11 protein-coding genes are annotated in these 15,981 nt (G+C 43.8%); 7 read left to right on the top strand and 4 right to left on the bottom strand.

Features of this window, described 5'->3' with window-relative positions; all coding sequences use genetic code 11:
* Nucleotides 1-175: 175 nt before the first annotated feature.
* From AC6UDB_RS04795 to AC6UDB_RS04765, 7 genes are all read left to right on the top strand, one after another.
* Entirely contained in the window at nt 176-1,462 is a 1,287-nt protein-coding gene (locus AC6UDB_RS04795) for a dicarboxylate/amino acid:cation symporter (RefSeq protein ID WP_500709287.1), read from the top strand.
* A 377-nt stretch (nt 1,463-1,839) separates the two neighbouring features.
* Entirely contained in the window at nt 1,840-3,171 is a 1,332-nt protein-coding gene (locus AC6UDB_RS04790) for an aspartate aminotransferase family protein (protein WP_500709286.1), read from the top strand.
* Nucleotides 3,172-3,189: 18 nt separating this feature from the next.
* A complete protein-coding gene (locus tag AC6UDB_RS04785) occupies nt 3,190-4,653 on the top strand; it encodes an APC family permease (protein ID WP_500709285.1) in 1,464 nt (487 codons plus the stop codon).
* A 96-nt stretch (nt 4,654-4,749) separates the two neighbouring features.
* Nucleotides 4,750-5,976 carry an argininosuccinate synthase gene (locus tag AC6UDB_RS04780; protein WP_500694132.1) on the top strand — a complete coding sequence of 409 codons (1,227 nt, stop codon included), beginning with the start codon at nt 4,750-4,752 and terminating at the stop codon, nt 5,974-5,976.
* Nucleotides 5,973-7,349 carry an argininosuccinate lyase gene (argH, locus tag AC6UDB_RS04775; protein WP_500709283.1) on the top strand — a complete coding sequence of 459 codons (1,377 nt, stop codon included), beginning with the start codon at nt 5,973-5,975 and terminating at the stop codon, nt 7,347-7,349. Before AC6UDB_RS04780 ends, argH begins: the two co-directional genes overlap by 4 nt.
* Nucleotides 7,350-7,494: 145 nt before the next feature.
* Nucleotides 7,495-8,964, top strand: coding sequence for an ABC transporter substrate-binding protein/permease (locus AC6UDB_RS04770; protein ID WP_500709282.1), 1,470 nt, complete (start codon nt 7,495-7,497; stop codon nt 8,962-8,964).
* Complete coding sequence (locus AC6UDB_RS04765; RefSeq protein ID WP_500709281.1) at nt 8,957-9,718, top strand: amino acid ABC transporter ATP-binding protein; 762 nt, start codon at nt 8,957-8,959, stop codon at nt 9,716-9,718. Before AC6UDB_RS04770 ends, AC6UDB_RS04765 begins: the two co-directional genes overlap by 8 nt.
* 30 nt (nt 9,719-9,748) lie before the next feature.
* Here AC6UDB_RS04765 and AC6UDB_RS04760 read toward each other — a convergent pair whose 3' ends face one another.
* The 4 genes from AC6UDB_RS04760 to gnd form a co-directional block, all read right to left on the bottom strand.
* The gene (locus tag AC6UDB_RS04760; RefSeq protein ID WP_500709280.1) at nt 9,749-11,299 is read right to left on the bottom strand and encodes a bifunctional metallophosphatase/5'-nucleotidase; all 1,551 of its coding nucleotides are present in this window, start codon (nt 11,297-11,299) and stop codon (nt 9,749-9,751) included.
* A gap of 4 nt (nt 11,300-11,303) precedes the next feature.
* Nucleotides 11,304-12,551 (bottom strand): MFS transporter, encoded by a 1,248-nt coding sequence (locus tag AC6UDB_RS04755; protein WP_500709277.1) that lies wholly within the window; start codon nt 12,549-12,551, stop codon nt 11,304-11,306.
* A gap of 310 nt (nt 12,552-12,861) precedes the next feature.
* The gene (locus AC6UDB_RS04750; protein ID WP_500708427.1) at nt 12,862-14,409 is read right to left on the bottom strand and encodes a multicopper oxidase family protein; all 1,548 of its coding nucleotides are present in this window, start codon (nt 14,407-14,409) and stop codon (nt 12,862-12,864) included.
* A gap of 136 nt (nt 14,410-14,545) precedes the next feature.
* Nucleotides 14,546-15,976, bottom strand: coding sequence for an NADP-dependent phosphogluconate dehydrogenase (gene gnd / locus AC6UDB_RS04745; protein ID WP_500694125.1), 1,431 nt, complete (start codon nt 15,974-15,976; stop codon nt 14,546-14,548).
* Nucleotides 15,977-15,981: the final 5 nt, after the last annotated feature.

Here is a 15,981-nt window from a genome sequence, read left to right as displayed (position 1 = left end):
CGAACACAGAAGTTAAGCTTCAGCACGCCAAGAGTAGTTGGGGGATCGCCCCCTGCAAGGGTAGGACGTTGCCACGCAACCCAGAGTTTTTAACCATTTGGTTAGGAACTCTTTTTTTGTGTCGTAAATTAGGTGTATAATTACCAACAATTAAGTCATAAGGGGTAGTGATTTTATGAAAAAACAACGCTGGTACCGTTTTTCACTTGGTTGGCAAATTGTATTTGGCTTGTTCTTAGGGATTATCTTAGGCGTTATTTTTTATCAGAATAAAGATGCCATTAATGTAATGCAAAACATTGGGACTATGTTTATTAGCCTAATTCAAATGATTGTTTTACCAATTGTGGTTTCTTGTTTAACGGTTGGAATTGCCGGAATGGGTGACATCAAAAAGGTCGGACGGATTGGGGTAAAGACGCTGGTTTACTTCGAATTAATGACCACGGTTGCTATTATTTTGGGTCTCTTAGTCGCTAACATCACTCATCCCGGAACTTACATTAATGTTCATCAAATGCATGGATCGACGAACATTAGTCAATACATAGCGACTGCCAAGCAATCCAAAAATACAGGAATCTGGTCCATGATCATGAACTTAATTCCTACTAACATCTTTGCGTCATTAAGCAAGGGTGATATGATGTCCATCATTGTTTTTTCGGTCTTCTTTGGTTTAGGAACCGCAGCCATCGGTGAAAAGGGACAAATCATTATTAACTTCATGAGTGCGGTCTCAGAAGTTATGTTTAAAATTACAAATTGGGTCATGCACTTAGCTCCAATTGGAGTTTGTGCCCTAATTGGGGTCACCTTGGCCGAACTAGGAATTAAGGCCCTGTTACCGTTAGGCTATTTTGTTTTCTTAGTTTACCTCACTATGCTTGTTTTCGTTCTGGTAGTAATGGGAGTCGTGGCTCGCCTCTGTCATTTCAAACTCTCGGACCTTTTGGCGGTTATCAAGAATGAAATTGTTTTAGCCTTTTCGACTGCCAGCTCTGAGGCGGTTCTACCTAAGATGATTCAAAAAATGGATCACTTTGGCGTTAGTCCATCAATCGTTTCGTTCGTTATCCCAACTGGGTACACCTTTAATCTTGACGGTTCGGCAATCTATCAGTCACTGGCGGCTCTTTTTCTTGCTCAGGCTTATAACATTCACTTATCAATTGGACAGCAGGTCACCTTACTGATTGTATTGATGATCACCTCAAAGGGAATGGCTGGAGTTCCAGGGGCCTCCTTTGTTGTGCTGCTTGCCACTATTTCAACGATTGGCGTTCCCATGTCTGGTTTGACCTTTATCGCCGGCATCGATCGGTTCATTGATATGGGTCGAACGGCAGTCAACGTGGTCGGCAATTCACTTGCGACGGTGGTAATTGGAAGTTCTGAACATGAATTTAACCGGAAGCAAGCGAATAGTTATGTCAAACAAGTTAAATCAAAAAAAGCATAATCGTTAAAGCTGAAGTTGGACATTTAAGCTGGCTTCAGTTTTTATTTTGTCGTTTGTTAAGAAATTGATAAAAAAGCATTGACAGGATTGGTCGTTTCAATTTACAATCAGTGAAACTAATGAAAGGAAGTTTTAGCGATGACGGCACCCGTAGTTTCCATGATTAGCATTTTATTATTCATTTTAGTCACAGTGATGATTAAAAATTGTGTGGATAATAAGATGCCTTTAAGTCAGAGCTAACTTCTTCTTTAAGTCCTCACAGTTTTGTTGGTAACTGCGGGGGTAAGTAGGTAATGTCCTCCAGTTACGTGAACTGGGGGATTTTTTTATTTTCAAGAAGTTAACTTTAATAAATAGTTTAAGGAGGGTTTGAAATGACAAATAAAGAAACGCTGGCTCACGAACAGCGGGCTTATTCAAAGGCGGCACGAATTAAATATTTTGATATTGTAATTAAATCAGGGGCCGGAGCCATTTTAACGGACGAAGATGGACGCAGTTACATTGACCTCTTATCCAGTGCTTCATCAACTAATACTGGACATTGTCATCAGAAAGTTGTCAAAGCCATTTCAGATCAAGCTAGCCGGTTGATTCAATACACTCCAGCCTATTTTGCGACTTCTGAAGAAGCTAAGTTAGCGCCACGATTAGCTGAATTGGCTCCAATTGACGGGCCAACTAAAGTGGCTTTTGGTAATTCTGGGTCTGACGCGAACGATGCGATTATTAAATTTGCGAGAGCATTCACGGGCCGTCAATACATTGTGAGTTTTACCGGTGCTTATCATGGTTCCACGTATGGATCGATTAGTACTTCGGCAGTTAGTCTCAACATGTCACGCAAAATTGGGCCACTCTTACATGGTGTAGTTAAGGTTCCCTATCCAAGTCCATGGAATCGTCTAAAGGGTGAAAGTGATGATGAATTCAGTGATCGGATGTTTGAGGCTTTTAAGTTGCCATTTGAGACTTATTTACCAGCTGAAGAGACGGCGGTCATTGAGATCGAAGCCATTCAAGGTGATGGTGGTTTTATTAAAGCACCAGAACGTTTTTTAAATCGGGTGTATCGATTCGCCAAGGATCACGGGATCCTATTTGCCGTAGATGATGTTAATCAAGGACTCGGACGAAGTGGGAAGATGTGGTCAATTGATTATTTTAAGGATGTTTATCCAGATTTAGTTGCGATTGGAAAGTCAATTGCATCCGGATTGCCGCTCAGTGCTGTTGCGGGTCGAAAAGAAATTATGGATGCCATGGATGCACCTGGGAATACCTTTACGACGGCTGGTAATCCAGTGTCGGCGGCCGCTGCTAACGCTACTCTAGACGTCATTAAAAACGAACACTTGGTAGAACGAAGCGCAAGATTAGGCAAACAGGCCAATCAATTCTTTAAGCAAATGCAAAACCGGTTTCCCTTTATTGGTGATGTTCGAATGTATGGATTAAACGGTGGAATTGACATTGTTGACCCTCAGACCAAGAAACCAGATGGTAATACTGCCAACAAACTAATTTATTGGATTTTTGAGTTAGGGGCCATCATGATTACCGTCCGTGGCAATGTTTTACGTTTCCAACCACCGTTGGTAATTAAAGAAACCGATTTACAAAAAGCCTTTTCAATGATTGAGCAGGCAATGCAAGAATTAAATGACGGAAAATTAACTAAATCACCCGCAAATATGGGTTGGTAATCAAAAGGAGTTTGAAGCATGAAAAATATTTGGCACAAGATGAATGAAAAAGTTGATTTTCATTTCTATATATCTAAAGATAAACACTTGGAAAAAACCATGACCGTTAAGGACTTCCTCGCTCTCGGCCTTGGAACCATCCTTTCAACGTCAATTTTTACCTTACCTGGGATTGTAGCAGCCAAGTACACCGGACCGGCCGTTGTCATTTCGTTCATCCTAGCAGCACTAGTAGCTGGCCTCGTAGCAATGAATTACGCTGAAATGGCGTCCGTCTTGCCCTTTGCTGGCTCTGCTTATTCTTGGATCTCAGTCCTGTTTGGTAAATTTTGGGGCTGGATCGTTGGCTGGGCGCTACTAGCGGAATACCTCATCGCCGTGGCCTTTGTTGCCGCTGGACTCTCATCAAACGTCCAAGGACTAATCTCGCCGCTTGGAATTACGCTACCAAAGGCAATTTCTTCCCCACTTGGTACTAACGGAGGGGTAATTGATATTATTGCCGTTTTAGTGTTGGCACTTGTCACCTACATCTTGATGCGTGGTGACCGACAAACAACTCGAATTTCAAACGTGTTGGTAGTGTTGAAACTACTGGCAATCGTTGCCTTTATCGTGGTTGGTGCGACCGCCATCAAAGCCCAAAACTACGTTCCATTCTTCCCGAAAAGTCACCCGAATCCAGATGGAACGGTCTTCGGTGGCTGGCAAGGGATCTACGCTGGGATCTCAACGATTTTTCTCTCCTACATTGGGTTTGATTCCATTGCCTCTAACTCTGGTGAGGCCAAGAACCCGCAAAAGACCATGCCACGCGGCATCATTGGTTCGTTAGTAATCGCTACGATTTTCTTTATTTGTGTTTCACTAGTGTTGGTAGGGATGTTTAAGTACACCATGTATACTAACAACGCCGAACCAGTGGGGTGGGCGCTTCGACAAAGTGGTCACACCATTGTTGCCACCGTCGTGCAGGCCGTGGCGGTTGCCGGGATGTTAGTGGCTTTAATTGGAATGATGATGGCTGGTTCCCGTTTAATCTATTCCTTTGGCCGTGACAAAATGTTGCCCAAGGCCGTTGGCAAACTGAATCAAAAAAAGATTCCAAGTAATGCGCTCTGGATCATCACCATCATTGGAATCATTCTGGGAGCCATTTTTCCCTTTACCTTCCTCGCTCAATTGATTTCAGCTGGGACGTTAATTGCTTTCATGGCGGTCTCACTGGCCATGTATCCACTCAGACGACGCGAAGGGAAAACCCTCCCCGAGGCGGCTTACCGGATTCATTTTTATCCAATCTTACCCGCATTAGGCTTTTTGGGTTCCCTCGCTGTCTTTATGGGACTCGATATTCAGGCTAAAATTTATGCGGTCGTTTGGTTCCTGTTGGGTGTCATTATTTACTTCGTTTATGGCATGCGTCACGCCGACTCCAAGATTCCCGACAGTGATGATCAAGAGATTGACGAGAACCTTTAAGTGTTGAATATGTGACTTTTATCCCAAAGGTGGTTGAAAAATCAATATTCGCGTAGTACTCTTAGAACAATCTTAAAAGAAAAGGGTGAATTAGTAATGTCAGATAAAAGGAAGAAAGTTGTTCTAGCATATTCTGGTGGTCTTGATACTTCAGTTGCGATCGCTTGGTTGACTGATAAAGGTTATGACGTCATTGCAACCTGCATCAACGTTGGCGAAAACAAGGACCCAGAATTCATTAAAAATAAAGCGCTAAAGGTGGGTGCCGTCCGCTCATACGTCATTGACGCTCAAGATGAATTCGCTGATGAGTATGCTTCAGTCGACTTACAGGCCAACGCCATGTACGAAGGATCGTATCCGCTTGTTTCTGCTTTATCAAGACCTTTGATTGTAAAGAAATTGGTTGAGGTCGCAAAGAACGAAGGCGCCGATGCGATCGCTCATGGTTGTACTGGAAAAGGAAACGATCAGGTCCGATTTGAAGTTGCTATTCATGCCCTTGCTCCCGACATAGACGTGTTAAGTCCAGTTCGTGACTGGCACTGGTCTAGAGAAGACGAGATTGAGTACGCTAAGGATCACAATATTGATATCCCAATTGATTTAGATTCACCATATTCAATTGACAGTAATATCTGGGGTCGTGCTAACGAAGCCGGGGTCTTAGAAGATCCATGGGTTAGCGCTCCAGAGGATGCCTTTGATATGACCAAACCGGTTGAAGAAACGCCCGATGAACCAACCGAACTAGAAATTACGTTTAAAAAAGGTCTTCCAGTTGCGTTGAACGGCAAGCCCATGAAATTCGCTGATATCATCAAAGAGTTAAATACGATTGCTGGTGAAAATGGAATCGGTCGAATTGACCACATTGAGAATCGGTTAGTTGGAATCAAATCCAGAGAAGTCTATGAGACTCCTGGAGCAACGGTGCTCCTTAAAGCTCACAAGGAACTCGAAGATTTGACCTTTGAAAGAGGATTGGCACACTTCAAGCCCATTGTTGAAAACGAAATCAGTGAGGTCATCTACGACGGACTCTGGTTCTCACCACTAATGGAGTCACTTCAGGCCTTTTTGAAGGATTCACAGAAACACGTCAGTGGGGTGGTTAGAGTTAAGTTATTTAAGGGTAACGTCACCGTCCTTGGCAGAAAGTCAGAGAACTCGCTGTATGATAAGGATCTTGCTACCTATACCTCATCGGATTCATTCGACCAGGTAGCTTCCAAGGGCTTTATCAAATTGTGGGGTCTTCCAACGAAGGTGAACTCCCAGGTTCAGATTAAAAATCAAAAGCAAAAGGACAAAAGTAAATGAGCGATAAACTATGGGGTGGCCGCTTTACCGAGCAACCTGATGAATCGGTTGATAATTTTGGTTCGTCAATCTCTTTTGACCAATTAATGGCTGACGAGGATATTGAGGGATCGCTGGCTCACGTAAAAATGCTAGAAAAGACTGGCATTCTTCCCGCTGGCGACGTTAAACAGATTGTCAGTGGTTTAGATGGCATTCAAACTGATTTGCACGCTGGTGAAATTAAGTTCTCCAAAGCAAATGAAGATATTCATATGAATATTGAAAAGATCCTCACCGATCGGATTGGTCCGGTAGCCGGAAAACTTCACACGGCGCGTTCCAGAAACGATCAGGTGGCAACGGATTTTCATTTATACCTAAAAAAGCGGCTTCCCAAAATCATTGACGAGATTACGACTTTACAGAAGACGTTGGTGAAGATGGCGGATGAAAACGTGGAAACCATCATGCCAGGTTATACGCACCTTCAGCATGCCCAGCCCATCTCGTACGGCCACTACTTGATGGCGTACTACCAGATGCTGAAGCGGGACAAGGAACGTTTTGAGTTTAATGAGAAGCACACGGACATGCTGCCACTGGGAGCGGCAGCCCTTGCCGGGACTACGTTTCCCATTGATCGCCAGTTTACTGCTCAAGAACTTGGTTTTGATGAGGTCTATGCCAATTCGTTAGACGCTGTTTCTGACCGTGACTTTGCCCTGGAATTTCTGAGTAACTGTTCCATCTTGATGATGCATCTATCCCGTTTCTGTGAAGAGATCAGTATGTGGGTTAGTTATGAGTTTCAGTATTTAGAAATCAGTGACGAGTATTCGACCGGAAGCTCGATCATGCCGCAGAAGAAAAATCCAGACATGGCCGAACTGATTCGGGGGAAGACCGGGCGCGTATACGGTGATTTGATGGGACTCCTTTCAACCATGAAATCATTGCCATTGGCCTATAATAAAGACCTTCAAGAGGACAAGGAAGGAGTCTTTGACACGGTCAAGACCGTATTACCAGCACTCAAGGTGTTTAATGGGATGCTTTCGACGTTAAAGGTGAATAAGGACAAGATGCGTGATAGTACCAAGCATGATTTATCAAACGCCACTGAGCTGGCTGATTATTTGGCTGCTAAGGGCGTTCCGTTTCGTGAGGCCCACGGAATTGTTGGTAAATTAGTCTTAAACTGCATTCAGACGCACCGTGACTTACAGGACATGAGTTTAAAAGAGTTACAGAAAGCCTCATCTGTAATCCAGGACGATGTCTATCATGAACTTGATCCAGAAGTGGTCGTAAAGCGCCGTAACTCCGAAGGTGGAACCGGGTTTAAGCAGGTCAGAGCGCAGATTGACAAGGCTAAAGCTGAATTAAAATAAAAAAAGCAAAAAAGACTGAAGCCGCATGGCTTCAGTCTTTTTGCGTTCTTTGATAGCAAATTTTCTTAAATTAGATTTGCTTTTCATTTCACAGGTGGTACACTTTGAAAAAATAATTAAGAAATTGTTAAGGAGATGAAGTTCAATGAGTAAGTCGAAGTTAAAGACTGTCATGCAGTTGTTGTTGGTCGTTGTCATTGTTGGAATGGGTACCTTGTTAACACGACGACCAGCACACGCGGATGACCAATCGTTGAACCGAGTCAAGCAATCAGGCACACTGACGGTCGGAACCGCTCCGGATTACCCTCCGTTTGAGTTTCAGGTTAATAAGAATGGGAAACAGGACGATGTCGGACTTGATATTGACATTGCCAAACAGATTGCGAAAAATTTACACGTTAAGTTAAAGATTAAAAATATGAGTTTTGATTCTCTGCTGGTAGCCGTTCAATCGGGTAAGATTGACATGGCAATTGGCGGAATTAATCCGACTCCCGAACGGAAGCAGAATGCTGATTTCTCCAAAATTTACTATAGCGGTGGGCAGGATTTTCTCATCAACAAAAATGATACTGGTAAGATTAAAAACAAAAATAGTTTAAAGGGGCAAAAGGTTGGAACTCAGACCGGAACCCTGCAACAAAGTTTAGCTAAAAAGTATATTCCCAACGCGCACGTAGTTGGGATGGACAAGACGCCGGATTTGGTCCTAGCGCTTAAGACCCATAAAGTTGCCGCTGTCGGGGTTGAAAAGCCGGTGGCCCAAGCCTATGTTGCAAACGATCATGCCCTAAAGGCCGTTGATTCGGGTTACAAATTAAATAAAAACGACGTTGGGACTGCCATTGCGTTTAAGAAGGGCAATACGTCCCTTGTAAGCGCCGTCAATCAAAGTATTGATCAGATTCACCAAAAGAAACTGATTCCACAATACCTAAAAGATGCCGGGAAGCACATGAAGGTTAATACCCACAACACGTCAATGTGGCACTACTGGAAATACTTCGCCACTGGGGTTGAGTATACTTTAATTATTTCAGTTGTTTCCGTCTTCTTCGGCATCATTCTTGGCATCATCTTGGTACTGATGAGACTCTCGAAATACAAGTTCTTGAGCTGGCCGTCAGTCGCCTACACCGAGTTTGTCAGAGGAACCCCCATGATGGTACAGGTGCTGTTCGTCTACTTCGGTTTAGGCGTTCTGGTCAACATTCCCGCGTTAACCGCCGGCATTATTGCCGTTTCCCTAAACAGTGGCGCTTATGTCAGTGAGATTATCAGAGGTGGGATTAACGCCGTCGACAAGGGGCAGTCCGAGGCATCAAGAAGTCTGGGGCTCTCCAAAAAAGATATGATGGCTTCGGTCATTTTGCCCCAGGCCTTTAAGAACATTTGGCCCGCCCTTGGAAATGAATTTATCACCATTATCAAGGACAGTTCCATCGTTTCAATCATTGGAGTAACAGAAATTGTGTACGAACTAAACATCGTTCGGGCTGACACTTACAGAGGAGTGGCACCAATTGCCGTCGCAATGATTCTCTACTTTATCCTCTCGTTCTCGTTGTCAAGGGTGCTTAACTACTTTGAAAGAAGGATGAACCATGACTAAAACTGATAATGAAACGTTGATTCAAGTCAACGATTTGAAAAAAGATTTTGGGGAAAATGAGGTCTTAAAGGGCATTGACGGAACCATTAAAACGGGTCAGGTCATCTGTGTGATTGGTCCCTCTGGTTCCGGTAAGAGTACCTTTTTGCGGTGTCTGAACATGTTGGAAGAACCCACCAGTGGACAAATTATCTTTGATGGAAAGGACCTAACGAAGTTCAACCACAAAGAAGTTGCTACTTTGGGTGAACGGATTGGGATGGTGTTTCAAAGCTTTAATCTTTTTCCTAACATGACCGTCTTAGAAAATTTAAAGCTGGCTCCTAAAAAAGTGAAACACGTCAAAGATCAGGAGGCCGCTTCAATTGGACTGAGATTACTAGACCGAGTGGGCTTAAAGGGAAAAGCCAATGTTTATCCGTCCAGTCTCTCTGGTGGACAGGCCCAAAGGGTTGCCATGGCCAGAGCACTTGCCATGAATCCGCAAGTTATGTTATTTGATGAACCAACAAGTGCACTTGATCCCGAAATGGTCGGTGAAGTGCTTCATGTCATGCAAGGACTGGCTAATGAGGGCATGACGATGATAGTTGTGACCCATGAGATGGGGTTTGCGAAAAAGGTGGCCGATGAGGTCTGGTTTATGGCTAACGGTTACATCCAGGAAAAGAATACACCGGATCAGCTATTTGACCATCCCCAAAATCAGCGAACCAAAGAATTTATCGATAAAATTATTAATGAAGATGAGTAGACTAAAAGAGCTTCCGTTTGGAAGCTCTTTTTATTTTCTGACCGTTAAATTATTCGGGATGGTGGCGACATAGGGGTCGTGTCTTTTTAGATACTGCACAATTAAGTCGGAGGCACTGTCTGGACTTTCGTTGATTACCTTCTGGGCGCTAAACATGTCATAGTCGCCACCACCAATGGCCCGATAGTTATTTAACGCAACCTTTAATTCCTGATTATAAGCAACGGGCTGATCGTGATAGTTGAGTTTAACCACCCGTTTGCCAACCGGTTGGGAGATGTCAAATTCGTAGTCAATTCCACTGTAGATGTCGTAGTTGAATAGTTGCATTTTGGGGGTGATGAATTTGGGATCAATGACAATCTTACCGTTTTGAATGGCGAAAAATTCGGCACATTTTTCGAGGGCCCGCTTTAAATCCGCTCCGGTAATTTTTTCGGCCATAATGGTGTTGGGGTAACTGTAACCGTTGATGATTTCACGCATTGAAATGTCATGATGAAAGCCCTTAATATCATCGTTGAAGAGGGCGGTTCCGGCGATGTCAACGTTCATCGCATCCATCTCCACCCGATTGATAAAGTCGATGTAGGGATGATTGTTCATTCGGACCTTCATAGGATCGTCAATCAGCATGCCTGCTCCCGTTGTTTGGCCGGCTGGTTGATCCAGCCAGTCTTCCACCTCGCTTTCGATTTGATGATCGGGAATTAGGTCATAGTCTGGTTGGGTGTGAGCCGTTGAAATGAGATGACTGGAACTTCTAACAAGCTGTTTGTTAGAAGTTAAATCCAGGTCAATTTCACCGACATCACTGCCGTGAACTCCAGGTTGAGTGAAGGGAACGCCATTAATTTTTCCCGCCAACTGACGGTGCTGATGACCCGTAATGAGGGCATCAATTCCAGGGACTTCCGTCGCAATGCGGTAGCCTTCGTTTTCTGATGTGTCCTTTTCGGTTGGCTGACCAGTTTTGGGGTCGGCTTCAATCCCACCATGGTAGGCGACAATGACCACGTCAGCCCTTTGACGTAATTCGGGAACATACTGCTTAGCCGTTGCTAGTGCTGAATTAAATTTTAATCCTTGAATGTTATTAGGACGCTCCCAATTGGGAATAAAGGCGGTTGTTAGTCCTAGAATAGCAAACTTGACGCCTTTTTTCTCGATAATTGCGTACGGTTGATCGGCAATCTTGTTAGAAATGGCACCCTCAATGTTGGCGTTCAAAATGGGGTAGTTCCGTTTACTCTCAGTGTCCCTAATGTACTGTTGGCCGTAGTTGAACTCGTGATTTCCCAGGGTAGCGGCATCGTATCCAACATCAGCCGTTATTTGACTGAGAAGACGACGTTTGTCTGCGCCCTGTTCTGACAAAAAGGTTGAAAATGGTGATCCCTGAATCCAGTCCCCATTTTCAATTGCTACGACAATTTCGTCGTCTTTTTCGTCCTGTTGAGCCTTCTTGATGATGGCACCCGCCTGCAGCATGCCAAGTGAAGCGTGATTATTGCGGGTTGTGTAATTGGTGGGGTACACGTATCCATGCACGTCACTGGTTGATAAAATTCGGACTTTCAAGTTATTATGCCACCTTTTCCGTGTTTTCTGATGTAGTGATTTGCGCCTTGTTTTCGTGTTTTAATTCCTTGATTGACAGCATGATTACGAAGCTAACGAGGTAAATCCCGCTCAAAAAGAGGATCACCGCCATGAGGTTAAAGCGATCCATCAAGAATCCAATCAGGACGGTGGAAAAGCTGCCGACACTTTTAGCAATACTCATGATGGTGTTGTTGGCCGTTGCCCGAATCTCGGTTGGGTAGAGCTTGCTGACGATGGTTCCATAACCACTATACATCCCGTCGGAACAGAAACCAACGATTCCACCACCGATGAGGAATTCCAACTTATTTTGCGCGATAATCAGTAAAAAGACTGAGGCAGCGGCGGCTAGTAGCCAGATGCCATACGCCAGACGACTGCCGAGGTGATCCTGAACGATCCCAAAACACATGATCCCAAGTGACATGCCGACGATGGTCGCAATCATCCAAAGGGATGAACCGGCCACTGAGATGTGCATTCTTTCTTGAGCAATTGAGGGAAGCCAACTAATTAGACCGTTATAGCCGGCGATGTGAATCATGAACATAATCATGATTCTGACCGTTAGAAAGCATTCTTTCGGGGTGGCGAATAATTCGGTCCAGTGGCTGAAATCACGGTTAGGATCTTTTTCAATGGCGTTTCGGTTCTCGGTAAATTCTTTACTCTCGGGTAAGTGAAATCTGATAAACCAAGCTAAGATAACGGGAACGATCCCAATGAAGAAGAGGACGTGCCAACCAAAGTGGGGAAGAATAAAGGCAGATAGGAGGGAGGCAATAATTGAACCAATCTGACCGCAGACTCCAGCAGCGGCCGACAAGCGACCGAGATATTTCTTGGAGAAGGCCTCACTTAGCATGGTAATCGCAATCCCGTACTCACCAGAATTACCGACCCCGATGATGATGCGAAAGAGACATAGCATCCAGAACGAGTTGGTAAGTCCCATTCCGGCGGTTCCAATGGCATAGATGATGATCGTCCAGCAGAGGGTTTTGACCCTTCCATAACGGTCGGCGATTGCGCCAAAGCCAATCCCACCGAAAATTGATCCGATGGCGGTAATGGCTGGCAGTAAGCCACCCTGAGCCTTTGAGATGTTTAAGCTAATGATGATTGAAGCCAGTGCCAGTGACATAAACATGGCGTCCATTCGTTCTAGGATGAACCCAATCCCAGTTGACCACGTGATGCGCTTTTGATACTTTGTCAATTTTGGCATAAAAAAATTGTCCTCCCATTTAATTCTGCAGGGTCCAGATTCACCGCACAGAATAGCATGAGAACACAATCGTTCAATCATTATATGTATAACATGTTATGCTTGTGGCTTCTCTGAACCATTTAAAGCTTTATATTGTAATTAATATTATCATAAAGTTGATAAAATGCAACGGACCAAGTTTGTAATTATTAGATGATAATTGGATGAATTTGCATCGTAACGCTTATTTTTAACATTAATAAATTACATAAATGATTTTACCCACAAAAAAACAGCCGCATCACTGCAGCTGTTTTCCAATCTTTAATTAACACATGTGGATTCCCATCTTTTTGTATGAATTCATAGCTGGGATATCTAAGTCCTTCACTGGGATGCCCTCTTCTTTTGAAAGAGCGTTCAGTAGGGTATCCATGTTCATTAACTTGTACTTCTTGTGTGGATCATTCTTGTCATAAGCCTGGATCTGAAGCATCATGCCACCGTCTTCGTGTTCCGTAATGTGACAGTGATACATGTAAACGCCAGGGAAGTCGAACTTAACTTGCAAGCGAACGACTTCGCCGGGGTTAACCCCAATGGTGTCCTTCCAACCGTGTTCGTTTGGATAAGGGTCACCACCGTTTCTGGAAAGTACTCGGAATTGAGTTCCGTGCATGTGGTAAGGATGAACCATCCCGCCATCCATTTCGTTTGAATTAGATACTTCCCAAATTCGTTCTTTACCGACTTCTTGGCGATCATCGATTCGTTGCATATCGAACTTTTTACCGTTGATTTCAACGGATTCGTCCATTCCAGACATAGCTGCCTTATGAACGGGAGCATCCTTGTCAATTTTGGCAAATGGTGGCATGTCAACGAGGTGATCTGGGAGCTTGGTGTTGTCTGGTGCGAACTCATGAATCTTAAACGTCATGATGGGAACGTCGTCGGAGTAGAGTTGAACTTCATCACCGGGTTTATAACCACTGAAATCAACGATGACTTCATCACGTTCGGCACAAACCATCATGAGGTGAGTGAACTCGACTGGTTCAGGGAGAATTCCGCCATCAGAACCAATCTGAGTGAACTTCAGATCGTCATCAAAGTGAAGGCGCCATTCACGACGGTTGGAGCCGTCCAGGAATCTGAGTCGTACTCGTTGGGTAGTAACGTCAAAGTAAGGGTTCACGGTACCATTAATCATGGCCGTTGGACCCTGAACACCATCTGGGTCATAGTCTTCTTTGTAGTTTAGTTGGTTACCCTTGTGGAAATGACGGTCTTGTAAGACAACGGGAATGTCATCGACTCCGTAATTTCTTGGGAAAGGTAACTTGGATTCAATGTCGTCTTGAACAACCACTGGGGTTGCGAGACCCTTGTAGACTTGTTCAGAAGTTTCTGGACATGGATGAGCGTGCAACCACAATGTGGCAGCAGGCTGATCCACCGTAAACTCAATTTCACTGCTTTCACCAGGGTAAACTGGTGCGTGACAACCACCGTCAACGTATGGACCGGAAACATTTAGTCCGTGCCAATGAAAGGTGGTTAAAACTGGTAAGTCATTTTTTAAGGTCACATGCATGTGTTTACCCTCTTTTAAAATGATGGTCTTACCTAAAATACTAGCGTTGTAACCCCAAGTCTTTGTTTTTTCACCGGGTAAAATCTGAGTTTCACCTGGTTGAGCATCCACCGTGTACCACATGTCGGTATCGGTTTCTTTATCGGGCTTTAAAATTTCGGGGATGTTTAATTTGTGTTCTGGAACATCAGGCACCTTGAGTGGAATGTATCCACCGTCATGGGTGTTAAAAGCTGGTTCATCATAGAAATAATCATTGTATACTTTTCGTTCGGACATTGTCTTGTTCCTCCCTAATTGTTTAACTATCTACTACACCATCATAATACAGCTTTTTAGACTATAATGCTTGTTTGTTAGCTAAAAACATAGAAAAAGATCGACTATTAAAGTCGATCTTTTTAAAACGTTTGTTTTATTGTTCTTTGTACCATGGGTAATGGAAGTTACCTGGACGGTCAGTACGTTCGTAAGTGTGAGCACCGAAGTAATCACGTTGTGCTTGAAGCAAGTTAGCTGGAAGTACTTGAGCTCTGTATGAGTCGAAGTATGAAACGGCAGCTGACAATGATGGAACAGGAATACCTGCTTCAGTAGCTAACGAAACGATTTCTCTAGCTGAGTCTTGGTACTTGTTAGCGATGTCTGAGAAGTATGGGTCCATTAACAAGTTAGTTAACTTAGGATCCTTATCAAAGGCATCAGTGATGTTTTGAAGGAATTGGGCACGGATAATGCATCCAGCACGCCAAATCTTAGCTAATTGGTCGTACTTCAAGTCCCAACCATAGTGTTCTGAGGCCATCCGCATTTGTTCGAAACCTTGAGCATAACTCATGATTTTACCGAAGTATAATGCTTGGCGAGCCTTTTCAACGATTTCGTCGCTGTTAAACTTAGGTTCTTTGGCAGGACCATGAAGAACCTTTGAAGCGGCCATTCGTTCTTTTTTCATCATTGAGATGAAACGAGCGTAAACTGATTCGGTGATAACTGATTGAGGAGCACCAATGTCTAAAGCATCGATTGAACTCCACTTACCAGTACCCTTGTTAGCACCACGGTCTAAGATTGCGTCAACAATTGGCTTGTTCTTGTCGTCGCCTAAGTCATCTTTTCTAGTCAAGATGTCAGCAGTGATTTCAATCAAGTATGAGTTTAATTCACCCTTGTTCCAATCTTTGAAGATTTTAGCAAGGTCATCAACTGAGTAACCAGCAGCATTTCTCAAAAGGTTAAAGGTTTCATCGATTAATTCTTCGTCACCATATTCGATACCATTGTGGACCATCTTTACATAGTGACCAGCACCGTTAGGGCCAATGTAAGCAACACATGGTTCGCCATCTTCGGCCTTAGCAGCAATCTTTTCAAGGATTGGGGCAACACGGTCGTAGGCTTCTTTTTGACCACCGGGCATTAGTGAAGGACCTTTAAGGGCTCCAAGTTCACCACCAGAAACACCCATTCCGATAAAGTTAATACCTGACTTAGCAAGTTTTTCACTTCGAGCCATAGTATCGTGGAAGTTAGTGTTACCACCGTCAATAAGAGTGTCACCCTTATCAAGTAATGGTAATAGTTCAGCAATAACGGCATCAGTTGGCTTTCCAGCCTTAACCATCAATAAGATCGTACGAGGTTTTTGAATTGATTCAACGAAATCCTTAACGTTGTAACTTGGAATCAAGTGTTTGTCACCGTGATCCTTCATTACTTGTTCAGTCTTACTTGCAGTACGGTTATAAATTGCAACTGTGTAACCGCGACTTTCAATGTTGAGGGCAAGGTTCTTACCCATAACAGCCATACCAACAACACCAATGTTTGCTTTTTTATCAGCCATAATAT

This window comes from Fructilactobacillus sp. X3R2C1 (genome assembly GCF_059901235.1).
Note: the sequence above shows the minus strand (reverse complement) of the source record. Positions and strands in the feature narration are given on the sequence as shown.